The following is a 26124-nucleotide window of genomic DNA, read 5'->3' as shown; positions in this document are numbered from 1 at the left end:
CTCTCTTGCCGTTCAGTCTCTTCAAGTCTGGCAGAACGCCGGCGGCCAATCCACCCACTATAGCAATTTCTTATACGATGCGCGCCGCATTGAAATTGCCCCGGACGCCATGAATGCGCAAAATTCGCGCAACCGGATTGGAGAAAACCCTATGTCAGAAAAGAAAACCGCGCTGGTCATCAGCGCTCATGCGGCTGATTTCGTCTGGCGCTGCGGCGGCGCCATCGCCGCGCATGCCGAGCTTGGATACGACGTCACCGTGCTCTGCCTGTCGTTTGGCGAACGCGGCGAGAGCGCCAAACTCTGGAAACAGCCGGGCATGACCCTGCAGGCGGTGAAGGACGCCCGCCGCAGGGAAGCCGAAGAAGCTGCGAAAGCGCTTGGCGTGCATGACCTGGTGTGCCTCGATCTCGGCGATTATCCGCTGGAGCTCTCCCGCGACGACAAGAACCGGGTGGTTGATGTCATCCGCAAGGTCCAGCCGGCCTTCATGTTGTCGCACTCGAAATACGACCCGTACAACACCGATCACAGCTACACGACACAGGTGGCGCTCGAGTGCCGGATGATCGCCCAGGCCTGGGGACACAATCCGGGCGAGAAGGTGCTTGGCGCGCCCCAGCTCTACCTGTTCGAGCCGCACCAGACCGAGCAGATGGGTTGGAAGCCGGACACGTTTCTGGACATCACGCCGGTGTGGGAGAAGAAGCGCGCGGCCATCGAGTGCATGCAGGGCCAGGAGCACCTCTGGGAGTACTACACCCGCGTGGCGCAGCAGCGCGCCAATCATTTCAAGCGCAATTCCGGCGGCCAGTCCGGTGGCCGCGACTGCAAATATGCCGAAGGGTTTGAATCGATCTTCCCGCGCACGGTGGACGAGCTTTGATGCCAGGATTTCGCGGCGGACCTGAAATCACTGGAGTATCCCATGTCTGAACCCTGCTTCGACATCGCACACCTGGCCCATGTCGAGATGTACACGGACAAGTTCGAGGAAAGCCTCGACTTCTTCACACGGGTCTACGGCCTGACCGTTTCGGGCCAGGACGAGACCTCGGCCTATCTGAGGGCCTGGGACGATTACGAATTCCACAGCCTGAAGCTGACACGGCATCACACCACCGGTGTCGGCCATATCGCCTACCGCGCCTCTTCGCCCGAAGCCCTGGAGCGGAGGGTCAAAGCCATAGAGGCGAGCCGCTTCAAGAGCCTCGGATGGGTGGATGGCGATCCCGGTCACGGCCGCGCCTACCGCTTCGAGGATCCGTTCGGCCATGTCTTCGAGATCTACTGGGACACCGTCAAATACCGGCCGGATGCCGCGCACACGCCGGCGCTGAAGAACATGGCGAGCCGGTTTCACGCCACCGGCGCCTGTCCGCGCCGGATCGACCATCTCAACCTGCTGGCGACCGATGTGACCGAATTCCGGGATTTCATGGAAACCTGCCTGGGTTCGCGTGTGACCGAGATCATCCAGCTCGACAATGGCCGCCTTGGCGGTTGCTGGTTCACGGTCAACAACAAGACCTATGACCTGGCCTGCACCGAGGAGCATGGCGGGGGCGACGGGCGCCTTCACCACGTCACCTACGCCACCGATACCCGCGAGGACATATTGCGCGCCGCCGACATCTTTCTCGAAAACGGCGTCCACATCGAAACGGGACCGCACAAGCATGCCATCCAGGGCACGTTCTTTCTCTATGTCTGGGAGCCGGCGGGCAACCGTGTCGAACTGGCCAACTCCGGCGCCCGGCTGATCCTGCAGCCGGATTGGGAACCGGTGGTCTGGACCGAGGCCGACCGCAAGAAGGGCCAGGCCTGGGGCCTGAAGACAATCGAGAGTTTCCACACCCACGGAACCCCTCCGGTCAAGAAGGATCATTGAAGTGCCAGTTGTCAGACAGACTATCGACCGCGCCGACGCGGTGATCATCAGGCGGCTGGGCGAAGCCGGCGTCGCCACCGTGCACGAGGCCCAGGGCCGGACCGGGCTGATGAAGCCGAACATGCGCCCGATCCAGCAGGATCTCGCCATCGCCGGATCGGCGGTGACAATCTCCGCGGCGCCGGGCGACAACTGGATGATCCACGTGGCCATCGAGCAGTTGCGGGAGGGCGACATCATGGTGCTGGCGCCGACCGCCCCCTGCGACATGGGCTATTTCGGCGACCTGCTGGCAACCTCCGCCACGGCCCGCGGCTGCAAGGCGCTCATCATCGATGCAGGCGTGCGCGACACGCGGGATCTTCGCAGGATGGGGTTTGGCGTCTGGTCGACTGCGGTCTCGGCGCAGGGCACGGTCAAGGAAACATTGGGCAGCGTGAATGTGCCGATCGTGTGCGCCGGAGCCCTGGTCAATCCGGGCGACATCATCATCGCGGACGATGACGGGGTCTGCGTTGTTCCGCGTGCCGATGCCGAATCCGTGATGGCCGCCACCGCGAAGCGGCTCGATGCCGAGGAGGCAAAACGGGCGCGGCTGGCCGCTGGCGAACTCGGGCTGGACATCTACGACATGCGTCCGCGTCTTGCCGAAAAGGGCCTGAAATATGTCTGACGGCATTGCCTGCCTGTGGATGCGCGGCGGCACCTCGAAAGGCGCCTATTTTCTCAAGCGCGACCTTCCCGACACTCCGGCCGAGCGGGACGCACTGCTGCTCAGGATCATGGGCTCGCCGGATCCGCGCCAGATCGACGGTATCGGCGGGGCTGATCCGCTGACCTCGAAGGTCGCCATTCTGTCGCCCTCCACGCGCGCGGATGCTGATGTCGACTACCTGTTTCTCCAGGTCTTTGTCGATCAGGCGCTGGTTTCCGATGCCCAGGGCTGCGGCAATATCCTCGCCGCCGTAGGGCCGGCGGCGATCGAGCGGGGGCTCGTCGCGGCTTCCGGCGAGACCACGCCGGTGCGCATCCACATGCTCAACACGGGTGAAGTCGCCACCGCCCAGATTTCGACGCCCGGCGGCAAGGTCAGCTACGAAGGGACTGCTGCCATCGACGGGGTTCCGGGCAGCCATGCGCCGGTTCCGCTGATGTTTGACAACATTGCCGGGTCGATGTGCGGGGCCCTGCTGCCGACCGGCAACAATGTCGATGTCATCGACGGCATCGAGTGCACGCTGATCGACAACGGCATGCCCTGCGTGATCATGCGGGCCTCCGATCTGGGTGTCACGGGCGGCGAGACCAGAGAGGAACTCGACGGCAATGCAACTCTGAAGGCCCGACTTGAGGCGATCCGGCTTGTCGCCGGCCCGTTGATGAACCTGGGGGACGTCAAGGACAAGTCCGTGCCGAAGATGACCCTGGTCTCTGAAGCCCGCTCCGGCGGTGCGATCAGCACCCGTAGTTTCATTCCGCATAGGTGCCATGCCACGATCGGCGTCTTCGCCGCCGTCAGCGTCGCAACCGCGTGCCTGCTCCACGGATCTCCGGCTCACGCGTGCGCGTCCATTCCGTCCGACGGGCGATACGCAATCGAACATCCGACAGGCGCGACAGAAGTCCTGATAGAGCAGGACGCAACGGGCGGCGTATCCGGTGCAGGCATATTGCGGACCGCGCGCAAGCTCATGGATGGTCGGGTCTACCAGACATGAGCATTTAACAGCTTGTGCTCATTCTGGCGGAGGCGCCTGATGCATTGCGCGGATGCGGACGCAAGGCTACGCGTCAACCGGGAATTTCTGGGGCAGGGGCGGGGACGGCTGTCTGCCAGGCACTGTCATCCTTGCGCCGAACAGGCCTTCTGGATGTAGCCGCGCAACCAGCGATGAGCCGGATCATGGGTGAAGCGTCGATGCCAGACGATCTCATGCGAGATCGGCGCGATTTCAAGCGGTATGGGGATCACTGCCAGATCGTAGTTCTCGGCAAAGTAATCCGCGGTTCGCTTGGTGAAGACACCCACTTGATTGCTGTCGCGCAGAAGATGCGGCACCAGTGTGAAATTGGTCAGTGCCGTTTGCACGTGCCGCGCATGGCCGAAACGGGACAGAATCGCATCAAAGGCCGCGTGACGTCCGCCGCCCGAGCGGACCACCAGATGCGGATAGGACAGAAGCGACTGGAAATCTGCGGCCCCTTCTGCGCGCAGGATCGGGTGTCCCTTTCGGCACAGGCAGACCAGGTCCTCGGAAAACGCAACCGAGCGCAACATGCTCGTCGGCAGATCATCGAACCAGCCCAGGGCAAGATCGATCTCGCCACTGGCCAGCAGGCGGATCGAAACATCCCGGTCGGACGTTCGCAGATCAAGCCGCATGTTCGGGGCGATTGCGTGCATCGTGCGCATGACCGGCAGGAAGATTGGCAGGCTCAGCCGATCAGGAGCGCCGATCACGAAATGCGAACTGTCGGTTGCCAGATCGATTTCTGTTTCCTGCCGGAGGCAAAGCTCGACCCGCCTGACGATCTGCTCGACTTCGGGTGCCATGGCTTCCGCCCGCGGGGTCGGTACAAGACCGGCGCCTTCACGCACAAACAGCGGATCGTCCAGCGCATCCCGCAGACGCTTGAGGGAATTCGAGATCGCCGACTGTGTGCGGCCAAGCCGCTCTCCGGTCCTTGTCACACTGCGCTCTTCCATCAGCGTGTTGAAGACCAGCAGCAGGTTCATGTCGAAGGTTCTCAGCATGGCATGCCACGTCCACTATCATTTGAAATGATGATAATAACATACAACAAAAATTTGCCAAATGTACACTTGAAACCTACGGTTCCATGATCCTTGCTGAGGAGGCAAGGCGTCGCCCACGGGTGACATTGAGGAGGAGTATAGATGATGCATTACCTGCACGGCCGGTTTGCATGAGTGTTTCTGATTTGGGGGCTGCAGGTTATCTGTCCTATTGCGCCACTCCAAAGCGTCCCGATTTCCGGGTGCCCGAGGGCGCGGTCGATGCGCATTGCCACGTCTTCGGACCGGCATCGCGCTTTCCCTTCGCGCCCGAGCGCAAGTATACACCGGTCGACGCTCCCAAGGAGCAACTGTTCCGGCTGCGCGATCATCTCGGTTTTTCACGCAACGTGATTGTTCAGGCCACATGCCACGGCCGCAACAATGATGCTCTCGTCGACGCGCTTGACGCCTCCGATGGACGGGCCCGCGGTGTCGCCGTTGTCGGCGCCGGCGTCACCGATCCGGAACTCGATGCCCTTGACCGGGCCGGCGTACGCGGCGTGCGGTTCAACTTCCTCAAGCGGCTGGTCGATGATACGCCGCACGCGGTGTTTGAACGGATCGCGCAAAGAGTTCAGCCGCTCGGCTGGCACATCGTCGTCTATTTCGAGGCGCAAGACCTGACAACCATCGCGCCGCTTCTGGGCCGGTTGCCGGGCAGGATTGTCGTCGACCACATGGGACGCCCCGATGTCACCAAGGGTGTCGACGGGCCTGAATTTGCCCGTTTCATTGAACTCATGGAGCGCAATCAGCAGATCTGGGTCAAGGTTTCCTGTCCAGAACGGCTTACCGTATCCGGTCCACCCTATGACGATGTCGTTCCCTTCGCCCATCGCCTGGTGACAACGTTCCCCGACCGCGTCCTCTGGGGCACCGACTGGCCTCATCCGAACATGGAAACGCACATGCCGGACGACGGGGTCCTGACCGATCTCATTCCGCGCATCGCTCCCACGGAGTCACTGCAACAGGCCCTGCTTGTCACCAACCCGATGCGGCTCTACTGGCCCGAGGAGATGCAGCCTTGACCCCCGGTGCACAGGCCTCTTCGTTGAACCGGGTTCTCGTCGCTGGCCTGGCGAGCACAATGATCGTCGCCTGCATCCTTTGGAACATCAAGGCGCCGACACGTCTGGGTCTGGCGATCCTGCCGCAGCAGTACATGGCCTTCCAGCTCGGCATTGCGCTGGCGGTCGCCTATCTGCGTTTCGGGTTCAATGGACAGGACAAGGCGCGGGTTGGCTGGGTCGACGGCACCATTGCCGCGATCGCCTTTGTCACGCTGATGTATGCCGCCTGGGACTTTGCCTGGCTGCTGCAGGAGCAGGCCTACCGGCCCTGGCAGATCACCGTGATCGGCACCGTCGTTACCCTTGCCGTTCTCGAAGGCGTACGCCGCCGTGCGGGACTGATGCTGTTTTCGATTGTCAGCCTTTTTCTTGTCTATGCGCTCGTTGCCGACAAGGTGCCGGGACGGCTGATCGGCAAGGAACTGAGCCCGGAGCGGCTTGTCCAGTATGCGGGCTTCGATCCCAACGCGGTTTTCTCCACACCGCTGGCGGTTGGCACGATCGTGGTGATGCTCTTTGTCTTCTTCGGCCAGTTGCTCTTCGCGGCGGGCGGCGGAAATTTTTTTACCGACCTGGCGATGGCTGCTACCGGGCGGACGCGCGGCGGAAGCGCCAAGATCTCGGTCGTCGGCTCGGCGCTGTTCGGCTCGATCTCAGGCTCGGCGGTCGCAAATGTCGTCACCACCGGCGTCGTCACCATCCCGCTGATGAACCGGGGCGGCTATTCCAAGCGCGATGCCGGTGCGATCGAGGCGGTCGCCTCCACCGGCGGTCAGCTGACCCCGCCGATCATGGGGGCGGCCGCGTTCCTGATGGCCGAGTTTCTCGACATCCCCTATCTGGCCGTGGCCGGCGCAGCCCTGCTGCCGGCCGCACTCTACTATCTCGCTGTTTTCACCCAGGTGGATCTGATAGCCGCGCGTGACAACATTGCCTCCGCGGATACTGATGGGCTCACACCCCGGCAGGTGCTGCGCGAGGGCTGGCATTTCATCCTGCCCTTCGCGGTCCTGTTGCTGGCATTGTTCGTCTGGCGAATGGATCCCCAGGAGTCCGCGCTGCTCTCCTCCGTCGCGATTGTCGGCGTGGGTTTCCTGCGGGGTTATCGCGGCGAACGGCTCACATTGCGCACGCTGGGTCAGGTATTTGTTGACACCGGTATCGCGATGATCAATCTGATCCTCGTTGTTGCCGCCGCGGGCTTCGTCATCGGGGTGCTCAACATCACCGGCCTCGGCTTTGCGCTGACCCTCGTCCTTGTGGATGCTGTGGGGTCGAATGTGAGCCTGCTTCTGCTTGTCTCGGCCGGTATCTGCATCATTCTTGGCATGGGCATGCCGACTTCGGGTGTCTACGTGCTTTTGGCCGCGCTGGTCGCACCTTCGCTGGTCCAGGCCGGAATCACGCCGATGGCCGCGCATCTGTTCATTCTGTATTTCGGGATGCTGTCGATGATCACGCCGCCGGTGGCGCTGGCTGCATTCGCGGCGGCGACGATTACCAGGGACGACCCGCTTCTGACCGGCGTTGCCTCGATGCGCATCGGTTGGGCGGCTTTCATCATCCCTTTCCTGTTCGTGGCCACGCCGGAACTGCTGATGGAGGGGGAGACGGCACGGATGGGGCTGATGATGGCGCTCTCCGTCATCGGCATCATCGCCGTCACCAGCGGGATCGTCGGCTACTGGAGCGGGCCATTGAACCTGCCGTTGCGCGGGCTTGTTGTGGTGCTCGGTCTCTGCACCCTGCCACTCGGCTTCCTGCCTGCCGGCGACATCTTTCACGAAATAGCAGCCGGGCTCTGTCTCGTCCTTGCCCTGCTGCTCGCCTTACGGGGCAGGTTCCATCATGAAAACACCAAGGGAGGAATTCAATCATGACCAAGTTCGTTAGCCTGATTGCCGCAGGCGCCATCAGCATCGGCCTCGCCAGTGCTGCCAGCGCACAGGTGGTGACCATCGCCTCGGGCGCACAGGGCACACTGGCCTACAACACCGGGCAGGCGGTCGCCAAGGTCGCCAACGATGCTGGAATTACCGGTCGTACCCAGCCTCTTGTCGGCTATCTGCCGCTGATCAGCAATGGCGAGGTCGACTTCGGCTTCTCAAACCTTATCGAAACGGAATACGCGGTGACCGGCACCGGGAACTACGACCGGGCCAGCCCCGACATTCAACTTGTCGGAACCATGTTCAACCTGGTGACCGGCATGATGGCGCCATGTGATCTTGGGCTCGCCACCATCGCCGATGTCAAGGCACGGGCCGCAGATCTGCGGATTGCGTCGGAATACACGTCCTCGACGATCATCAAGTTCTACATCGCCGGCGGGCTGGCCAATGGCGGGATGACCTATGACGACTTCCAGCAGGTTCCCGTGGCAAGTTTCGTCGCCGGCATCGACGCGCTGGGCGACGGGCTCGTCGACATCGCCCTTGTGTCGCTCAATGCGGGCGCGGGTCAGCAGGCTTCGGTCAAGCTGCAGGACCGGGGCGGGCTGTGCTACATCTCGCTTGATGCATCCGAAGCGGGTGCTGCGGCATTCAAGGAGTATCTCCCTGCCGGCAAGCTCGTGTCCCGCGAGCAGAACGAAAAGGTCAACGGTTTGCAGAACCACCCGGCCAACCTGATGAGCATTCCCTGGGTGCTGATGACAAACAACAAGGTGGACGAGGATCTCGTCTACCGTCTGACCAAGGCGATCGCCGAGAACAAGGAAGCCTTGAAGGCATCGTTCGGCGCCTTCGGGGGCTTTGACCCCAAGACGATGGCGCCGGCGTCTTCCGTGCCCTATCACGCAGGCGCCCTGCGCTATTTTGCGGAAGCCGGGATTTCTGTCGGCAAATGACACCGTGGTATGCGCCCTCTCTTGCGAGGGGGCGCAAATTCTTGAGAAGGACCGACTGATGATGACGCAAACAAAGGCTGCAGACGGCCATCTTTTCGATTGCTGGATCGAACCCGCAAAAGGCGAACGCAAGGGAGGAATCGTCATCCTCCAGGAGATCTTCGGCGTGACCGACCAGCTCAAGGGTGTGGCCGCCACTTATGCCGCGCTCGGCTATGAAGTGGCGATCCCGGCATTGTTCGACCGCCAGGAACGGAATGTCGTCGTGCCTTTTGACAAGGGCCCGAAGGGGCGCGACCTGATGCTGGCGGCCAAGCTCGACGAGACCATGGTGGACGTCGCCGCCGCCGTCGCCGCGCTGGCGGAAAACGGCGGCAAGGTCGGCGTGATCGGCTTTTGCTGGGGCGGCGGCCTGGCAATCCGAGCGGCCCAGACGCTGGATATCGCCGCTGCGGTCGCCTTCTATGGCACCCGGCTGCCGCAATACCTGGATCGTCCGCTCAAGGCGCCGATGCAGGGCCATTGGGGTACTCAAGACGATCATGTCCCCGCCGATATGCTGGCAGAGGCCCAGGCCTATCTGCCCCAGATGGAGGTCCATACCTACACCGCAGGGCATGCCTTCGCCAATGATGCGCGCCCATCCTACGTTCCTGACGTGGCGGCGAAAGCCCACGCCCGAACCCAGGCCTTCCTGCAGAAGCACCTCGGTTGAGCATGGTTTGAGGCATGTCTTCGCCAACCCGTTTGTTGAACGGTTGTCGAAGACTTAAACAAGATCCGCTGTGCCGGGTATTTAGACACCGGCACAGCGTACGCACCATTGACGTCTGTGTTTCCTCGCCACGAACCCGCGTGCCACACTTTTCATGACCGGCCTTGGGCCAGGAACACTCGAATCCGGCACCCTCCGTGCTGTATGGCTTGTCCTCGGTCACACAAAACCCAAAGCACTTTGCGCTGTCTTGGTCTGAATCATGAGAACACCCGCGTGATGACGGGAAGCCAACGCGGCTTGTCTCAAGATCCAGCCGACGCGAAAATGCTTTGTTTGCTATCCGGTGCGCATGCTGAGGATCCATAGATCTGGAATACAAGGAGGAGATCTCTGCAAGTGGGTGGCTGCGTGGAGGCGTTGCGACTTTCAAGCCGTAAGACATCAAGCTCACATTTCGTCGCTTTGGCCCAACAGGCATCTGCACCGCGAAAAGGTGGGCACAACGGATGCGGGTTATCTTTCTGAAAAGGAGCGTTTGGCCGAGGGACTGTGCGTTTTAAGCGTAGGCACTTGATGTGCCGTGATCTTTTCCCTGATTGTACCCACGCATAGGTAGCCCGACGCGGTCTGGCTCTTGTTCGGTCTGCCGCATCCAGCGGAGCACATCGGTGCGTGTTTGAAAGTGTTTGCAGCGGGGATCATGGCCAGTGCGTCGAACATGTGCCTGCCACTTGTCATTGCGTTTTCGTAGGAATGCCACGTCGGCAATTCCTGTCAGTGTGATCAGATTGTGACCGGTGACAAAACAGGACTGTTCCAGGGCTTGCTCGTCCGTGCAGAACCCATTGTGTTCGTTAGGTTATGAAATGGCGCACCCGACAGGATTCGAACCTGTGACCTCTGCCTTCGGAGGGCAGCACTCTATCCAGCTGAGCTACGGGTGCATCCGTGGCGCCTGGCGGGCCGGTTCAGCCCCGAGGGGCCCGAACATTGCGTCGCGAGGCAGCTGATATCCGGTCTTCTAGCCGATCACGCTCGGCGCATCAACGTCGAAAATGCGTTCCCGTCAGGGAAACGACGGTGGCGGGAAGAGGGCTGGCAAGCCGCTCGGCACGATATGGTCCGTGCTGCGGCTTTGCGCCGCCCACTGGGGCTGAAATCCTTTGCGCAATCCCGCGCCATGGCGCATCAGGCGACCTTGCGCCAGGGTTCCTCGCGCACGAATGCCATCAGCTGTTCCGAGGTCATGGGACGCGCCAGCGCATAGCCCTGCAGCGTGTCGCAGCCGATATCGCGCAGGATGCCGGCATGCTCCATGGTCTCCACACCTTCGGCCACCACCTTGATGCCGAGCGACTGGCCGATATCGATGATCGACGCCACCAGGTTGCGCTGGCTGGGCGATGAAACCAGCGGCGAGATCAGCTGCCGGTCAATCTTCAGCCGTGTCGGCTTGACCTGCACGAGGCTGACGATCGAAGCAAAGCCGGTGCCGAAATCATCGATCTCGATATCGATGCCCAGGGATTTGAGGTGGGCGATGTTGGCGACGATCGTTTCGTTCTTGTCATCGAGAAAGATCGATTCGAGCAGCTCGAACGACAGCGTGCCGCGCTCGAAGCTGAGCCCGTTGAGGCTTTCGATGAGATCGTCGTCATAAAGCCGGCCGGCGGAAACATTGACTGACATCTTGGGAATCGAGATGCCGGCGGCCTTCCAGCGCGTTGACTGCCACAAGGTTTGTTCCAGGATGGCGCGGTCGATCAGCGGCACCACGTTGAGTTCCCCCGCGGTCTTCAGGAATGCATCCGGCGAAAGCACGCCTTCGCTCGGATGGATCCAGCGGGCGAGCGCTTCCACGCCAATGATATCGAGTGTCCTGGCGTCGAATTGCGGCTGGAAAAAGGGCACGAACTCGCTGCGGTCCAGGCCGTTGAGAATGTCGTCGGCGACCCGCTTGTTGCGGATGATCTCGGCCTTGAGCGAACTGTTGAAGAACTCGCACCTGTTCCGGCCGTTGCTCTTGGCACGGTAGAGAGCGATGTCCGCGTCAATCAGCAATCTCTTGCCGCAATGCTTGTTGCCTGGTTCCGCCATGGCAACGCCGATGCTGACCCCGAAGCGGCATTCATGGCCCTCATAGGGAACCGGTTCGCGCATCTTGGTGATGATCCGGTTGGCGAGCGATTCGAGTTCCGCCTCGCCGGCCTCGGAAGTCGTGGCGATGATGAATTCGTCGCCGCCGATGCGGGCAACGAAATCGTCGGCGCGTGTGCTCGCCGACAGCACCGATGCGGCATGCACCAGCATCGCGTCACCGGCTGCATGTCCCAGCGTGTCGTTGATCTGCTTGAACCGGTCGAGATCGATATGCAGCAACGCGGTGACCCTGTTTCCGGCTGCGCCATCGTTCAGCATTTCATCGAGAAAGCGCCGGTTGGGCAGACCGGTCAGGCTGTCGTGAAGGGAGTTGCGCTCCATCTGGGCGCGTGCCTCTTCCAGTTCCTGGTTGCGCGCCTCGGCGCTTTGCTTGGCCGCCAGCAGGCTGGCGTTGAGTTCGACATCCGCGGACACGTCCCAGACCACACCGATCAGGAATCGTGATCCGTTTCCATCAGCGTGTACCGCTCCGATGGAGCGTACCCATCGGGTTGTGCCGTCAAGCGAACGGATCCGGAAATTCGAGTTGTAGTCGCCGCCTGTTGATACCGCGTCTTCAAACTCTTCAGTGGCCTTTGCAAGGTCATCGGGATGGACCGCATTGGCCCAGGTTTCCTTTGTAATCCGCTTGATGTCATCGGTGAGACCGAAAAGCTCCCGGATCCGTGTGTCCCAGTTGATTTCCCAGGTGTCGAGGTTGACTTCCAGAACGCCTATTTTCGATGTTTCCAGCGCAAGCTTGTGCCTCTGCGACAATCGCTGGAGCTGACCTTGCCGGCGGTTGATCTCCTGAATGTGCGTCTGGCGAATAGTATTGAGATAGCCCGCGATCAGGATGGGCAGTATGACCAGCAAGCCGGCAAGCAGGATCACCGACCGGATCTGCCAGGCATTGTCAGGGGTTGTCGACCATCCGCCAGCGGGGACGGCCGCGATCTGCCAGCTGCCGCTCGGCAGGGAGACCTGCGAAGTGACCGGCTCGTCGCCGAAAATGCCTGGGTCGCCGAAGAACACGGCTCCGGTCTCGCCCGTGGCGTCCTGACCGCGAATGGCTATCTTCAGAGGCAGGTTGAGGTCCGACAGGCCACTGGCCGCATAGAGCCGTTCAGTGTCAACCACCGCTGCAACCAGGCCCCAGAGATGCCGGTCACCGGATTGGTTCTCGACAAACACCGGAAAACGCCCGACAAATCCTTGGCCGCCCTGCAGCAGGTTGACCGGTCCGGCCAGCACCATCTGCTTGGATGCGACCGCGCGCAGCGCTGCTTCCCGTTGCATTTCGTTCCTGCGATAGTCGAGGCCGATGGCCTTCTCGTTGCCTTCGACCGGGTACATCAGGCTGATGACCATTCCCGGAGCACCGGCGATGTTGCGCAGTTGCGAATGTTCGCCCACAAGTCCGGCTGCGATCTTGCTGAACTGGACCTGGTCCATGGCCGGTTGCGTGGCGATAACCGAGACAAGCCCCCGGACCAGCTGGATATTGCTGGTGATGTTGCCTTCCAGCTTCGCCCGCACAAGGCCGAGTTGCTCGCTGACCTTTACCCTGGCACCTTGATGATGGACGATGCGGTTCTGGTACTCGGCGAACACGCCGGTTGCCACCGTGACCGCAAGCGCAATCCCGGCAGCAAGAACAGTTGGCCGTGACAGCAGGTGCGGGCGCCTGGGTTTGGGGGTTGAATTGCCTGGCATTGCTGTCTACTTGTCGCTGTTCTCGAGGTCTGTAAGTTCTGCGACGGCATGAGGCCGCCGCCGTGCTTCAAAAAGAATGCTAATTCAGAAGTGTGTAATAAATGCCTAAGGCCGTATTGCTTCCGATATCGGTTTGAAGTTTTGTTCTTGTTAAGCTTTCGTGGGAGCAACACTGGTTCTTGTCGACTGCGATGTCGGGCAAACAGGGCCGTAGAAGGTCATGTCCTGCGACAAACTTGCAGAGCTTGTTAATGGGTAACACCGCTGCTTGAGCTGACTGCGCCGGTTTTTCCCGAACGCGCATGACAAACCATTTCCCAGATGATTTAATGAGTTCGCCGGCGTGCAACCGATCAGGGAGAAGGATCGGAAGTGGAGGTCGTCGGCACCACGGGGCGCGCCGATGAAAGCGCTTCCATTTTGGAATTTTCGGGAGGAAAGAATGCTTAGATTGAAATCCGTAAAGACGTTGGTGATTGCTTCCGCGGTCTCGCTTGCCGCGGCGACTGGCGCTCTGGCGTTTCCGGACAAGGCGATCGAATACATCATCCCGTTCGGCCCGGGCGGTGAATCCGATATTTCCGCCCGCTTTCAGCAGCCCTTCTTCAAGGACAAGTTCGGCCAGGATCTGGTGGTTTCCTACAAGCCGGGCGGCGGCGGTGCCGTCGGCTGGGCACAGCTCAACTCGATGGCCGGCGATGGCTATACCATCATGGGCATCAACCTGCCGCATATTGTCATCCAGCCCGCCCAGAAGGATGTCGGCTACACGACGGAAGACATCAACGCCTTCTACATGTTTCACTACACACCCGATGCGATCGTCGTGACTGCTGACAGTCCTTACCAGACGCTTGAGGACCTGATCGCCGACGCCAAGGCCAATCCTGGCGCGCTGACCATGTCCGGCTCGGGCAAGGCCACCGCCAATCACCTGGCGCAAATCCGCTTTGACAAGATGGCCGGCATCAAGACCACCTATGTGCCTTTCAAGGGCACCGGCGCGTCGACCACCGCCAACCTCGGCAAGCAGGTCAAGGCGCAGTGGGGTTACACCACCGTTGGTGCGGCCCAGGGCGACGCGGTCCGGATGTTGGCGGTGGCCATGGAAGAACGCCATCCGCTGTTCCCCGATGTGCCGACCTTCAAGGAACTTGGCTTCGAGATGGTTGGCGGTGCCTATCGCGGCATGGCCGTCCCCAAGGACACGCCGGCTGATACTGTCAAGGCATTGTCCGACATGTTCGGCGAAATCAACGCCGACGAGGCATTCCGCAAGCAGATGCTCGACGGCGGGTTTGCCCTGCTCGATGTCGGTGCCGACCGCATGGCGGAGTTCATGAAGGCCCGCAAGGACGAATATGTCGAGGCGGCAACGGAAGCGGGCCTGCTCAACTGATCCATCGCCTTGCGCCCGGGCCGGGATGGCCCGGGTGTTTCTTGCGGGCAGTGTGACACGAGCCAAAGAGGCGACCGCTCGCCATAGGGCAGTATCCTTGGGCGCTCGCACTCGAGCTGAATGGACAATCCGACATGGATTTTGAACATCTGGCCAATGCGCTGACATTGACCAATCTGGCGCTTGCGCTGTTCGGCGTTGTCGCAGGCACGGTCATCGGATCGATCCCGGGCCTTTCTGCCACCATGGCGGTCGCGGTGCTGGTGCCGATCACCTTTGCCATGACACCGGCTTCGGCGCTGATCCTTCTCGGCGCGATCTACACCGGCGCAATCTATGGCGGCGCCTATTCCGCCATCCTGCTCAATACGCCCGGCACGCCATCGGCCATCGGCACCACCTTTGACGGCTATCCCATGGCCAAGCGCGGTGATGGTGACCTGGCCGTCGCCATCGCCTGCTATGCCAGTGTTTTCGGCGGCATGATCGGGGCACTGGCGCTGCTGCTGCTGGCGCCGCCGCTGTCCTCGGTCGCGCTTGCGTTCGGGCCGGTCGAGTATCTCTGGCTCTCGATCTTCGGCCTGTCGCTGATCGCTTCGCTGTCGACCGGCAATGTGCTCAAGGGGCTGGCGGGCGGCGCTTTCGGCCTGCTGCTGTCCTGCGTCGGGGTTGCCGAGATTTCCGCCGACATCCGGCTGACCTTTGGCAGTCCCACCATGATCGGCGGCATCGAAGTTGTCGGCGCGCTGATCGGACTTTACTGCATACCGGTGCTGATTGATCTTGTCGCAACGCCGGAGCGCCATCTCAAGGTCGACAAGGGCGGCCGGGCGGTCCGGTTCCGCGAAGGCGCGATCATAGCCTGGCGCTCGAGGTTCAACCTGTTGCGGTCCTCGATCATCGGAACGCTGATCGGGATTCTTCCGGGAGCGGGCGGTTCCGTCGCAGGCCTCGTTGCCTATTCCGAAGCCAAGCGTACCGCCAGACCCGACCAGAAATTTGGCGAGGGCGAACCTGATGGCATCATGGCGACGGAAGCCGCCAATAACGCCACCGTCGGCGGCGGTTTCATCCCCACGCTGGTGCTCGGCATTCCAGGCACGCCGCCGGATGCGGTCATCCTGGGCGCGCTTCTGGTGCAGGGGGTTCGGACCGGGCCGACACTGTTCGAGGGCGGCGGATCGATCGTCTACACCTTCATTTTCGGCCTGTTCATCGCCACCATCCTGATGCTGCCCACAGGTCTGCTGATCGGCCGCTATGCCTACAAGACGATCGTGACCATCCCCAAGACCATCCTGGTTCCGTCGGTTGGCTTCATGACCATCATCGGCACCTTCGCCATCCGCAATTCGATTTCCGATGTTATCATCATGATCGTGCTGGGGACGGTCGGCTGGGTTCTGTCGCGTTTTGGCTTTGCCGCGTCCCCGATCGTACTGGGGCTGATCCTTGGTCCGATCGCAGAGCAGGGCTTCGTCCAGGCCTGGATCATCGGCGAAGCCACCGGCAATCTCGCGGGCATGTTCTTTGGCCGGCCGATCTCGCTGGCGATCATCGCCTTCACCATCCTGTCGCTGCTCTACCCGGTCATTCAGGGCAGGCGGGCCAGGAAACTTATCGATATGCAGGCGGGTTCTAATGCCAAGACAGATGATTGAGTTATCATCCAGAACCGGCAGGAAAGACATCGGGACACTGATCGTCGCGAGTGTGTTCATCTGCCTGGGTCTGATAACGCTCTACGACGTGACGACCTATTCGGACACCGATTCCGTGGTATTCCCGACCTTTGTCGCCTATGCCCTGATCTTCTGTTCGGTGCTGGTGATCATCGCGTCCTGGCTCAGGCCGAGCCAAAGCAACGGGTTCGGAAGCGGCGACTGGTGGCGCAGGCTGCTGCTGGTGGCAACCATGCTGATTGCCTGCCTCATCATGCCGGTCAGCGGATTTCTGCCGGCAACGGCAATCGCTTTCGCCGGTGGGCTGTTCGCCGCGCGCCACGAGGGTTGGGATACCCGGAGCGCGGTGGTTTTCGCGGCCTCGGGCATCGCGATCATGGCTGGTTTCTATGCCCTCTTCCGCTTTGCACTGGGCGTGCCGCTGCCGTGATCCGGCGCGCGTGGCTTCTCGGCCTCACTTCACGTATCTGCGCCAGTCGTGCTTTTCCTTGAAGCCCAGCATCTCGCGGATCTTGCGGTTTGAATAAAGCGCTTCATGCTCGCCCATCTCGCGGGTCAGCGGCACGCCAGGGAAGAACCGCTCGGCGATCTCGGCGGTCGGCATGTCGACCGAATTGGTGTCGTTGCCGGCGTTGAACACCTGGTAGCCGAGGCCGTCGGTCTTCAGGCAGCGGTCGACGATCTGGCCGAGATCACGCGCGTCGATATAGCAGAAGATGTTGCGGCGGCGGACGCCCGGATCGGCGAAGAAACCGGGGAACCGGTCATACTCATGCGGCTCCATCACATTGCCGATCCTCAACGCATAGATATCGAAGCCTGAGCGGCGCTGGAAGCTGCGTGCCGTTTGTTCATTGACGACCTTGGACAGTCCATACGAGTCCATCGGGTTGACGTCCATGTCCTCTTCGACCGGCAACGACGCCGGGCTGACTTCGCCATCGGCGAAGCAGACGCCGTAAGTGGTTTCAGAGGAGGCGATGATGATCTTGCGGATGCCGAGCTTCACCGCAGCCTCGATGACGTTGTAGGTGCCGACCGTGTTGACGCGGAAGGTCTCATTGTCTGGACGGATGAGAATTCGCGGCACGGCGGCGAAGTGGACGACGGCGTCGAACTTCGGAACGCCTGTTCCGGGCTCCAGCTCATCGAAATTGGCGTAGCTGGTCAGGACGTTGAACATCTGCCCGGAATCGGTGATGTCGGCGGTGAGATTGTCGACGCCGGGATGGTTGAGAGGCGTCAGGTCGACATTGACCACCCGGTGCCCCTGGTCGAGAAGATAGGGAACCACGTGTTTGCCGGCCTTGCCGGATCCTCCGGTGAACAATATGCGCATCGCTGTCTCCTCCATCTTTCATGTTCTCGATGCAGCGCGTCAGACACTGCGTCCGGCCGCGGCCCCGGAAGACCACGCCCATTGAAAGTTGTGCCCGCCAAGATGGCCGGTCACATCCACCACTTCGCCGATGAAGTGCAGACCGGGAACCAGCCGGCTTTCCATGGTCTTCTGGTTTAGCTGGTTTGTATCGACCCCGCCAAGGGTGACCTCGGCTGTCCTGTAGCCCTCGGTGCCGCCGGGCACGATGCCGAAATTCCGGATGCCGGCGACGATCTCTTCTATCGCGCTGTTGCTCAGGTCCGCCAGCCGCGGCGGTGTTGTGTCGGCCTCGCTGCCCAGTTGCTGCGCCAGCCGCTTGGTCAGAACGTCGCCGAGAACCGTCCAGACCGATGCCTTGGGTCGCGTCGTCCGTTCGGCCTTGATATGGGACGCCAGGTCCAGACCGGGCGCAAGATCGATCGTGACCGTGTCACCCTCGCGCCAGTAGGAGGATACCTGCAGCATCGCAGGGCCCGAGAGCCCCCGATGGGTGAACAACATGGCTTCGTCAAACGCGGTGCCATTGCACGATGCATGGACATCAAGCGCGACGCCCGAAAGGCTGCCCCAGCTCTCATGCATGTTGGAGGCCCAGGTGAACGGCACCAGCCCGGCCCTGGTCTCCGTCACATCATGACCGAATTGCCGGGCAAATTCGTAGCCGATCCCGGTGGCGCCCATCTTGGGGATGGACTTGCCGCCAGTAGCGACCACCAGCGAACGCGAGTGCCATGTGCCGGCGCTGGTACATGTCTCAAAGCCGCCGTCCACCTGCGTGACCTTGGTGATGTCCGTCGCCAGTTCCAGCCGGGCCCCGGCCTCGCGCATGTCATTGGTCAGCATGGCGATGATCTCGCGCGCCGACCCGTCGCAGAACAATTGCCCCAGTGTCTTTTCGTGAAACGCGATGCCGCGAGTTTTCACCCGGTCGATGAAATCATGCTGGGTGAAGGATTTGAGCGCAGAGATGGCGAAATGCGGGTTGTTGGAAATGAAATTCTTCGGCGTGCAGTGCAGATTGGTGAAGTTGCAGCGTCCGCCGCCGGATATGCGGATCTTCTCGCCCGGCGCCTTGGCATGGTCGATCACCACGACCGAGCGGCCGCGTTGCCCGGCTTCGATGGCGCACATCATGCCCGCGGCACCCGCGCCCAGAACGACGACATCCGTTTTGGTGATGGCTGACATTGAGGCTCCGGATTGTGGCTGCCCGGCAAGACCGGCAGTCTGGGCATGAGATCGATCCCAATACCAGACCGTTCGGCCGCGACAAACCCCGCAGATCCGAGAATTCCGCCCCAGTCTCGGCAGTTGCCAGCAGCGCATCGCTGCCTGTAGGTAGAATCAGGACTTCAGCGGGATTGACCATGGCCACTTACTCCTTCGACCTCGATCCCGTTTCCGTGAGCATCGACCTGAGCGTCGGTCATATAGCCGAACTGAAGATCCGCGACGGAAACCGCATATTGTCCCCGCTTCACCGGGCCCCGTGGGTCGATGACCCGGAAGCGGACTTTCCGCCCGACACGCCGGCCAATGTCCGGCGCCTGTCGGGCGATTTCTTCTGCGCCCCCTTTGGCCGCAACGACATAGAGGAAGGGCCTTCGCACGGCTGGAGCGCCAACAGCGCCTGGGATCACATCGAAACCACCCGGCAGGAGAACCGGCTGACGGCTGTCTTCCGGCTGCAGCGGAAGGTCATGGGAGCGATCGTCGAAAAGCGGATTTCGCTGATCGCCGGGCATCCGTTCATCTATCAGGAGCACAGTCTCACTGGCGGAGAGGGTTCAGTCTCGGTTGCCCATCATGTGATGGTTCACATGGCAGGTGGAGGAGATCTGGCGATCTCGCCGAAACGGCTGGCGCAAACGCTGCCGGAACCTCTGGAGACAGATCCCGCACGCGGCCGCTCTCTCCTGGCAGCCGGGACCGAGACGGCCGACCTCGCATGTTTTCCGCTCGCCAATGGGGGGGTGGCGGACCTGACCGCGTACCCGTTGGGCGATGCGCATGAGGATTTTGCCGCGCTGGTTGAACGACCAGGTCATTCGCTGGGCTGGAGCGTTGTAAGCCGCAAGCTTGAGTGCGACCGGGTCATTGTGCTCAAGCGTCCCGACACGCTGCCGCTTACCATGCTCTGGATGAGCAATGGCGGACGCCACTATGCGCCGTGGTCCAGCCGTCATACCGGTGTCCTGGGCATCGAGGACGCCCGGGCGTCACCACTTGGTCACGCCGATTCGTGCCGGGAGAACAGCTTGAACCAGAGAGGCATTGCAACGGCATTTCAACTTGAAGAGGGAATGACGACAACAGTTCGCCAGATCATCGGAGCCTGCGCGTCCGGGAAGGATGGCGATTGGATTCGCGATGTAACGGTGGAGACAGACCGATTGTTTTTGAGGTCACAGGATGGTCGGGTCGGCACCCTGGCCTATGATCCGGCTTTCCTGTCTGCGTGAAAATGATCGGGATGAAGTTGATCCGGCATCTGTTCATCTGCGGTCGGGAATAATGGGCCGAACCAGTTTCCGGTGATTCGATCATGGCACCGGAGAGAAAACGCAGCCTCCCTCATCATAAAGGAGGCTGCGCGAGGTGTTACAAGCTTTGGCCTGATCAGCAGGGCGCTTCGTAGACGCGGCCATAGGCGTCGCGATAGCGGCACATGCCGGGAGTGGTTGCTGCACCGATGAGAGCCCCGGCGGCACCGCCAATCAGGGCGCCGCCTGCGACATTGTTGCCCGTCGCTGCGGCGATCAGGGCGCCGGTGCCGGCTCCGACAGCCGCGCCGCCTGCGGCACGCTTTTCGGTGGTGGTGCAGCCGGCGGCGGCCAGAAGGGATACCGCGGCGAGGGTGGAAAGAACGAGTCTGGTCATCAAAGGCTCCATCTTGATGCATGAACTACAAACGGACGCAAACTCACTCGAACGAGGATTGATGCTTCCGGGCCACGGTCTCATTGTACAGGATAACGATGGCTGACACCATCATGGCGATGCTCATCGCAAGTGCAAGCGTTGAAATCAACATGGTCAGTCCTTTCGGGTCATCTTTCATTCGTTTCGTCTAGTAAACGCTGATGAACCGGATTTGGTTGCATTGCTCCTCAAGATATTTTGCGCCGGGTCCTTTCTGGCGGAATCCGCGAGGGCAGGGGTCTGGTGGACCAGATCCCGGCAACACGCCCATCCATGATTTTGAGAGCCCACCACGCGTGATCCTTCGGGCTGCAGCCTGAAACGGATGATTGCCTTGGTGTATCGAGGCGGGCCTACTGGCGGTTCATGCCCGAGCGATGTGCCCATCCGGTCATGCGCATCTCCAGCCATGCCATAAGCGCGTACATGACGATGCCTTCGATGGCGAGCATCACCAGTCCGGCAAACACCAGCGGCACGTTGAACTGGCTCTGGGCTGCCAGCATCATGTGCCCGAGGCCGGAATTTGCCGCCACGGTCTCGGAAATCACCGAACCGACGAATGCGAGCGTGATGGCGATCTTCAGGGAGCCGAAGAAATAGGGCATCGACCGCGGGATGCCGACCTTGAGCATGATGTCGAGCTTCTTGGCGCCCAGCGCCCGCAGCACGTCTTCCATTTCCGGCTCGATGGTGGCAAGGCCGGTTGCGACATTGACCACGATCGGGAAGAAGGCGATCAGAAACGCGGTCAGGATGGCCGGCACCGTGCCGATGCCGAACCAGATCACCAGGATCGGCACGACCGCGACCTTGGGAACGGCGTTGAAGCCGATCATCAGCGGATAAAGCCCCTTGTAGATGAACCGCGACCAGCCGACGAGCAGCCCGAGCGCCAGCCCGCCGGCGACCGCCAGGGCAAACCCCACAAGTGTGGTGTAGAGCGTTTGCAGCGAATTCTTCCAGATTGCCGGCCAGTAGTCGACGATCGACTGGGCGACAACCGACGGCGCCGGGAGGATGTAGACCGGCAGGTTGAGCCCGCGCGATGCAGCTTCCCAGAGTGCAAACAGCGTGATGGTATAGATCCACGGCGCAAGGTCGGTGAAATCACGTTTGGGTCGGGCCTCGGCCATCAGACTGCCTCCGCCTGTTGCGCCCGTGCCGTGGCGATATGGCCGCGCAGATCGTGGACGACATCGGTAAACTCGGCTTCGAACATGATTTCCAGATCCCGGGGTCGCGGGAAATGCACCTCCCGCTCAGTGATGATCTTGCCCGGACGGGCGCTCATCACGAAGATCCGGTCCGCCAGGAACACCGCTTCGCGCAGATCGTGGGTGACAAGCACCACGGTGACATCGGTTGAAAAATGCAGGTCCCGGATCACGCACCAGAGTTCTTCGCGGGTAAAGGCGTCGAGCGCCCCGAACGGCTCGTCCAGCATCAAGAGGTCCGGCTCGTGGATCAGCGCCCGGCATAGGCTGGCGCGCTGCTGCATGCCGCCCGAAAGCTGCCAGGGATACTTCGAGCCGAAGCCCTTCAGCCCCACGGTCTCAAGCAGGTGCTCGGCCTTTTCGGCATATTCCTTGCGGTGGGTGCGGATCCGGCCGCGATGCTTTTCCACGATCTCGAGCGGCAGCAGTATGTTGTCGAGTGTCGTCCGCCACGGCAGCATTGTCGGGTTCTGAAACGCCATGCCGACGATCGAGACCGGCTCGGTGACCCGCTCTCCAGCCACGCTGACGGTGCCTGTCTGGGGAATGTAGAGACCGGTGACCAGTTTCATGAGAGTAGACTTGCCGCACCCTGACGGTCCGACGACGGCTGCGAATTCACCCTTTTTCACGGCCATTGTCAGGCCTGAAACCGCCAGCGTTCCCTCAGCGCCGCCGTAACGCATGTCGACATTTTCAATGCCGACCATCGGCACGGCAGAAGGATTGGTCATGGTCTGGTCCCGCCTGGCCCGCTGCTGTCAACGCGCCATTGTCCTGTGCAGCGGGTCCCGGTCACGGGACCCGCGGTTGAAAGCCCCGTGTCAGGGAAGCATACGCTCTTCTTTCGGCGCAAGGTAGGAGCTGTCGAACACCTTGTCCGCAGCCGGCGGGTTGGCAACGCCCATTGATGTCTTGAGGAACTCCATCGACTGCGTCAGCTTGGCAGGATCGATGCCGCCAAAGCCGTTGGCAACCACCGCGGGCGTCTTGATCGACTGGGCGATCGCCATGTTGAGGCGGTCAAGCTCGACGTCCTTGTTGAGCACTTCATTGCGGGGGATCACGAACCCGACGGCTGCTTCCGGGTCTGCGACCGTGTCCTGGAAGCCTTTGGTCAGCGCCTTGATGAAGCCCTTGACCGCATCGGGATTGGCTTCGGCGAAATCGGAATTGACCATCACCACGTTGCCGTAGAGATCAAGCCCGTTCTCGGCCATCATGATCAGCGCGATGTCGTCCGGATCGACCCCCTGGGCCTTCAGGTTGATCACCGAGGAGAAGGAGAAGCCGAAGATCGCGTCGACCTGGCCCTGCGCCAGCATCGGCTCGCGGACGGGGAAGCCAACGTTTTCGATGGTGATCGTGCCCGTGTCGATGCCTGCAACGGAAGCAAAGGCCGGCCACTGGCCGAACGCCGCGTCCGGTGGAGGCGCGCCGAGTTTCTTGCCTTCGAGCGATTTCGGATCCTCGCTCACACCGAGGCTCTTGCGTCCGATGACGGCAAACGGCGGGCGCTCATAGGCCATCATTACCGCCTTCACCTTGCCGTCCGGGTTTTCCTCGAGGAACTTGATCAGAGCATTAACGTCGCCAAAGCCCATGTCATAGGCGCCGGTCGCCACCCGCGGGATCGATTCGCGGCTGCCGGCGCCGCTGTCGATGGTGACGTCCAGGCCTTCATCCTTGAAGTAGCCCTTGTCGAGCGCGATGAAGAATGGCGCGGACGGCGCCTCGAATTTCCAGTCGAGTGTGAATTTGACGGCTGTTTCTGCCTGGGCCGCGCTGGCCGAGATTGCGAGCGCAGCGCAAACGCCGAGTATATGACGCATGATTTTCCCCTGTGGAGGTTTTTCGGTTCTTGTTGGTTGCATCCTGAAAAGCAAATGATGAAAAATCAAGCGGAAAAATCGAATGGCAAAAAAATAAGCAGTATGCCAAAATATTGATCATGAAATCGCGATATCTGATTGTTTAACAGACCGAATTTTGCAGATGCGGCCTTGCGTTACCTGTGGTCTTTTCAGATGATCGTGCTCGACACGATCAAAGGGCGCCGATGACTTCCCTGTACCCTCTTCCCACGGCCGAAGGCGGCATGGCCATGCAGCGGACCCGCGGCGCAGGGCGCCTGTCGGCCAAGCTGTCCGCCGGTCAAAGTCGCATCGACCGGCTTTTTCAGGAAGGTTCCGCCCGTATCCGTCTCCCGCGCGTAGCCCGAGGGGCCCCGCTTGAGGCCGTGCTGATCAACACCGCGGGCGGCCTGACCGGTGGCGATCGCATGGACTGGCATTTCGAGGCAGGCGAGGGGGCCTCGCTGCTGCTTGCCACCCAGGCCTGCGAAAAGACCTACAAGGCGCAGGGCGACAGTGAAGCCCGGGTCTCTGTGCAATTGAAGCTGAATGCCGGAAGTTCCCTGGTCTGGTTGCCGCAGGAAACCATCCTGTTTGACCGGGCGCGGCTGGCGCGAAGCATAGACGTGGATATGGCTCCCGGAGCCCGGCTGCTGATGGTGGAGCCGGTGGTCTACGGCCGCCTCGCCATGCGGGAGGCCGTTACCGAGGGCCAGTTCCATGACCGCTGGCGCATCCGCGAGGCAGGGCACCTGGTTCACGCCGAGGACATGAGGCTTGGGCCGATGATTGCCAAAGCCTTGAGCCGTCCTGCGGTGGCAAATGGCGGGCTGGCGATGGCGACCGTGCTGATGATCGCGCCGGATGCGGAGGCCAGGCTGGCCGACGCACGCCGGCTGATTGGCGGATCCGGCGGCGCCAGCCACATGATGATGCCTCCGGGTGCCGGCCAAGGCGCCGGAACTGGCAAGCTTCTTGCTCGCATTGTTGCAGGCGACAGCTATGAACTGCGCAAAGTGCTGGTACCATTGATCCGCCTGCTCAATCCTGCGGGCGGCATGCCGAAAGTCTGGTCGATATGAGAGAAACGCCATGAACCTGACACCGAGGGAAAAAGACAAGCTGCTCATCGCCATGGCCGCCATCGTGGCGCGCAAGCGGCTGGAGCGGGGCGTCAAGCTCAACCATCCCGAAGCCATCGCGCTGATCACCGATTTTGTCGTCGAAGGCGCACGCGACGGCCGCCCGGTGGCCGAGTTGATGGAGGCCGGCGCCCATGTGGTCACCCGCGACCAGGTGATGGATGGCATCGCCGAAATGATCCACGACATCCAGGTCGAGGCAACGTTCCCCGACGGCACCAAACTGGTGACCGTGCACGAACCGATCCGCTAGGAAAAGTCCAGTGAATCCGAAATCTCCCCTCGACGCCGCCCTTCTGCGGGAGCAGTATTTGCAATGCACGAAAGTGCTTCATCCTGACGGCGTGACCAATTGAGGGCGCCGCGTTGACCACAAGAGGAACTTCACGATGATCAAACGCTTTTTCATGACGACCGCGGCCCTTGTTGCCGCTACGGCTCCGGCCTTTGCGCACCTCGATCCTGCCGAGCATGGCTCGTTCGCGGCAGGTATTTCGCATCCGCTCTTCGGTCTCGACCATGTCTTGGTGATGCTGGCTGTTGGCCTCTGGGCGGCTTCGCTCGGTGGACGCGCCATGCTGGTCGTCCCCGCAAGCTTCGTTGGCGCGATGGGGCTCGGGTTTGCCGCCGCGATCTCTGGCGTGCCGCTTCCCTTCGTCGAACCGGTGATCTTGGCCTCGATCATTTTCATCGGCATCATGGTGGCCTTGGCGCTGCCTTTCTCGGTTGCCGGAATGGCGGTGTCGGTCGGCTTCTTTGCGGTATTTCATGGCCATGCGCACGGCGGTGAACTCGGCCAGGCCGGGGCGGCAAGCTTTGCCATCGGCTTCATGCTTGCAACCGCGGCGCTGCATGCCACCGGCATTGCGCTCGGCTTAGGTTTCTCGCGGCTTCAGGCATCTGCCGGGAAGGCCTATATGACCCGCTCGGCAGGTCTTGCAACAGCCGCTGCCGGGTTGGCGCTGGCATTCGCCGGCTGAACGGAACGGGCTACGGAGAAATGACAATGGTCCCAGGTGAAATCATCACGAAAGAAGGCGATATCGAACTCAACACGGGCGCGGCCACGGTCACGCTCAAGGTCGCCAACACCGGTGACCGGCCGGTGCAGGTGGGCAGCCATTATCATTTCTTCGAAACCAACGAGGCCCTGAGCTTCGACCGTGAAAGGGCGCGTGGCCAGAGGCTCGATATAGCCGCTGGCACCGCTGTCCGGTTTGAACCGGGTCAGGAACGCGATGTGACGCTTGTGCCGCTCTCGGGCGGCCGTGAGGTCTATGGATTTCAGCAGAAGGTGATGGGGAAGCTCTGAAGGTTTCGCTGCGCCTGAACAGGGGGAAGGA

General features: G+C 61.4%; 24 protein-coding genes and 1 tRNA gene. 16 read left to right on the top strand and 9 right to left on the bottom strand.

The window, feature by feature from the left end:
• The first annotated feature begins 151 nt into the window (after positions 1 to 151).
• From SPHINGO391_RS15795 to SPHINGO391_RS15780, 4 genes are read left to right on the top strand one after another with little or no spacing between them, the layout of a single operon-like run.
• Positions 152 to 886, top strand: coding sequence for a PIG-L deacetylase family protein (locus tag SPHINGO391_RS15795; RefSeq protein ID WP_152009723.1), 735 nt, complete (start codon positions 152 to 154; stop codon positions 884 to 886).
• A 42-nt stretch (positions 887 to 928) separates the two neighbouring features.
• Complete coding sequence (locus SPHINGO391_RS15790) at positions 929 to 1891, top strand: VOC family protein (RefSeq protein ID WP_152009722.1); 963 nt, start codon at positions 929 to 931, stop codon at positions 1889 to 1891.
• Position 1892: 1 nt separating this feature from the next.
• Positions 1893 to 2564: a 4-carboxy-4-hydroxy-2-oxoadipate aldolase/oxaloacetate decarboxylase gene (locus tag SPHINGO391_RS15785; protein ID WP_152009721.1), complete on the top strand. Its 672-nt coding sequence runs from the start codon at positions 1893 to 1895 to the stop codon at positions 2562 to 2564.
• Positions 2557 to 3609 carry a 4-oxalomesaconate tautomerase gene (locus tag SPHINGO391_RS15780; protein WP_152009720.1) on the top strand — a complete coding sequence of 351 codons (1053 nt, stop codon included), beginning with the start codon at positions 2557 to 2559 and terminating at the stop codon, positions 3607 to 3609. The genes SPHINGO391_RS15785 and SPHINGO391_RS15780 overlap by 8 nt, the downstream gene beginning before the upstream one ends.
• A 125-nt stretch (positions 3610 to 3734) precedes the next feature.
• Here the strand turns inward: SPHINGO391_RS15780 and SPHINGO391_RS15775 are convergent, their stop codons facing one another.
• Positions 3735 to 4646: a LysR family transcriptional regulator gene (locus SPHINGO391_RS15775; protein ID WP_152009719.1), complete on the bottom strand. Its 912-nt coding sequence runs from the start codon at positions 4644 to 4646 to the stop codon at positions 3735 to 3737.
• 173 nt (positions 4647 to 4819) lie between these two features.
• On the opposite strand from SPHINGO391_RS15775, the gene SPHINGO391_RS15770 reads away from it, so the two are divergent.
• The 4 genes from SPHINGO391_RS15770 to SPHINGO391_RS15755 are packed head-to-tail and all read left to right on the top strand — an operon-like array spanning position 4820 to position 9327.
• A complete protein-coding gene (locus SPHINGO391_RS15770) occupies positions 4820 to 5722 on the top strand; it encodes an amidohydrolase family protein (protein WP_152009718.1) in 903 nt (300 codons plus the stop codon).
• Complete coding sequence (locus SPHINGO391_RS15765) at positions 5719 to 7644, top strand: TRAP transporter fused permease subunit (RefSeq protein WP_152009717.1); 1926 nt, start codon at positions 5719 to 5721, stop codon at positions 7642 to 7644. Before SPHINGO391_RS15770 ends, SPHINGO391_RS15765 begins: the two co-directional genes overlap by 4 nt.
• Positions 7641 to 8612: a TAXI family TRAP transporter solute-binding subunit gene (locus SPHINGO391_RS15760; RefSeq protein ID WP_152009716.1), complete on the top strand. Its 972-nt coding sequence runs from the start codon at positions 7641 to 7643 to the stop codon at positions 8610 to 8612. Before SPHINGO391_RS15765 ends, SPHINGO391_RS15760 begins: the two co-directional genes overlap by 4 nt.
• A 58-nt stretch (positions 8613 to 8670) precedes the next feature.
• Positions 8671 to 9327 (top strand): dienelactone hydrolase family protein, encoded by a 657-nt coding sequence (locus SPHINGO391_RS15755; RefSeq protein WP_152009715.1) that lies wholly within the window; start codon positions 8671 to 8673, stop codon positions 9325 to 9327.
• Positions 9328 to 10197: 870 nt separating this feature from the next.
• Here the strand turns inward: SPHINGO391_RS15755 and SPHINGO391_RS15750 are convergent.
• A tRNA-Arg gene (locus SPHINGO391_RS15750) sits at positions 10198 to 10274 on the bottom strand.
• A 244-nt stretch (positions 10275 to 10518) separates the two neighbouring features.
• Positions 10519 to 13185, bottom strand: coding sequence for an EAL domain-containing protein (locus tag SPHINGO391_RS15745; RefSeq protein WP_193217316.1), 2667 nt, complete (start codon positions 13183 to 13185; stop codon positions 10519 to 10521).
• Positions 13186 to 13627: 442 nt separating this feature from the next.
• On the opposite strand from SPHINGO391_RS15745, the gene SPHINGO391_RS15740 reads away from it, so the two are divergent.
• The 3 genes from SPHINGO391_RS15740 (at position 13628) to SPHINGO391_RS15730 (ending at position 16696) form a co-directional block, all read left to right on the top strand.
• On the top strand, positions 13628 to 14584 hold the full coding sequence (locus SPHINGO391_RS15740) for a tripartite tricarboxylate transporter substrate binding protein (RefSeq protein WP_152009714.1): 957 nt from the start codon (positions 13628 to 13630) through the stop codon (positions 14582 to 14584).
• 134 nt (positions 14585 to 14718) lie between these two features.
• Positions 14719 to 16245 carry a tripartite tricarboxylate transporter permease gene (locus tag SPHINGO391_RS15735; protein WP_152009713.1) on the top strand — a complete coding sequence of 509 codons (1527 nt, stop codon included), beginning with the start codon at positions 14719 to 14721 and terminating at the stop codon, positions 16243 to 16245.
• On the top strand, positions 16238 to 16696 hold the full coding sequence (locus SPHINGO391_RS15730) for a tripartite tricarboxylate transporter TctB family protein (RefSeq protein WP_152009712.1): 459 nt from the start codon (positions 16238 to 16240) through the stop codon (positions 16694 to 16696). The genes SPHINGO391_RS15735 and SPHINGO391_RS15730 overlap by 8 nt, the downstream gene beginning before the upstream one ends.
• Before the next feature lie 24 nt (positions 16697 to 16720).
• On the opposite strand, the gene SPHINGO391_RS15725 is transcribed toward SPHINGO391_RS15730, so the two are convergent.
• Positions 16721 to 17605: an NAD(P)-dependent oxidoreductase gene (locus tag SPHINGO391_RS15725; protein WP_152009711.1), complete on the bottom strand. Its 885-nt coding sequence runs from the start codon at positions 17603 to 17605 to the stop codon at positions 16721 to 16723.
• Between the two features lie 39 nt (positions 17606 to 17644).
• Entirely contained in the window at positions 17645 to 18835 is a 1191-nt protein-coding gene (locus SPHINGO391_RS15720) for an NAD(P)/FAD-dependent oxidoreductase (protein WP_152009710.1), read from the bottom strand.
• Between the two features lie 179 nt (positions 18836 to 19014).
• Here SPHINGO391_RS15720 and SPHINGO391_RS15715 point away from each other — a divergent pair, with 179 nt between their 5' ends.
• Complete coding sequence (locus tag SPHINGO391_RS15715; RefSeq protein WP_152009709.1) at positions 19015 to 20109, top strand: hypothetical protein; 1095 nt, start codon at positions 19015 to 19017, stop codon at positions 20107 to 20109.
• A 157-nt stretch (positions 20110 to 20266) separates the two neighbouring features.
• Here SPHINGO391_RS15715 and SPHINGO391_RS15710 read toward each other — a convergent pair whose 3' ends face one another.
• The 4 genes from SPHINGO391_RS15710 to SPHINGO391_RS15695 all read right to left on the bottom strand — a co-directional run bounded on the left by SPHINGO391_RS15710 (position 20267) and on the right by SPHINGO391_RS15695 (position 23618).
• On the bottom strand, positions 20267 to 20530 hold the full coding sequence (locus SPHINGO391_RS15710; RefSeq protein WP_193217315.1) for a hypothetical protein: 264 nt from the start codon (positions 20528 to 20530) through the stop codon (positions 20267 to 20269).
• 392 nt (positions 20531 to 20922) lie between these two features.
• Positions 20923 to 21705: an ABC transporter permease gene (locus SPHINGO391_RS15705; RefSeq protein WP_152009707.1), complete on the bottom strand. Its 783-nt coding sequence runs from the start codon at positions 21703 to 21705 to the stop codon at positions 20923 to 20925.
• Positions 21705 to 22520: an ABC transporter ATP-binding protein gene (locus SPHINGO391_RS15700; protein WP_244615217.1), complete on the bottom strand. Its 816-nt coding sequence runs from the start codon at positions 22518 to 22520 to the stop codon at positions 21705 to 21707. Before SPHINGO391_RS15700 ends, SPHINGO391_RS15705 begins: the two co-directional genes overlap by 1 nt.
• Before the next feature lie 90 nt (positions 22521 to 22610).
• Positions 22611 to 23618 carry an ABC transporter substrate-binding protein gene (locus SPHINGO391_RS15695; protein WP_152009706.1) on the bottom strand — a complete coding sequence of 336 codons (1008 nt, stop codon included), beginning with the start codon at positions 23616 to 23618 and terminating at the stop codon, positions 22611 to 22613.
• 272 nt (positions 23619 to 23890) lie between these two features.
• Here SPHINGO391_RS15695 and SPHINGO391_RS15690 point away from each other — a divergent pair, with 272 nt between their 5' ends.
• From SPHINGO391_RS15690 to SPHINGO391_RS15675, 4 genes are all read left to right on the top strand, one after another.
• On the top strand, positions 23891 to 24721 hold the full coding sequence (locus SPHINGO391_RS15690; protein ID WP_193217314.1) for an urease accessory protein UreD: 831 nt from the start codon (positions 23891 to 23893) through the stop codon (positions 24719 to 24721).
• Positions 24722 to 24731: 10 nt separating this feature from the next.
• Complete coding sequence (locus tag SPHINGO391_RS15685) at positions 24732 to 25034, top strand: urease subunit gamma (protein ID WP_152009704.1); 303 nt, start codon at positions 24732 to 24734, stop codon at positions 25032 to 25034.
• Between the two features lie 136 nt (positions 25035 to 25170).
• Positions 25171 to 25761, top strand: a complete 591-nt coding sequence (locus tag SPHINGO391_RS15680) for a HupE/UreJ family protein (RefSeq protein WP_152009703.1) — start codon at positions 25171 to 25173, stop codon at positions 25759 to 25761.
• A gap of 26 nt (positions 25762 to 25787) precedes the next feature.
• The gene (locus tag SPHINGO391_RS15675; RefSeq protein ID WP_152009702.1) at positions 25788 to 26093 is read left to right on the top strand and encodes an urease subunit beta; all 306 of its coding nucleotides are present in this window, start codon (positions 25788 to 25790) and stop codon (positions 26091 to 26093) included.
• The last annotated feature ends 31 nt before the right edge of the window (positions 26094 to 26124 follow it).

Source organism: Hoeflea sp. EC-HK425, from assembly GCF_902498795.1.
Taxonomy (GTDB): Bacteria; Pseudomonadota; Alphaproteobacteria; order Rhizobiales; family Rhizobiaceae; genus Hoeflea; species Hoeflea alexandrii.
The sequence above is the reverse complement of the archived record's forward strand: the minus strand, read 5'-3'. Positions and strand labels throughout refer to the sequence as shown.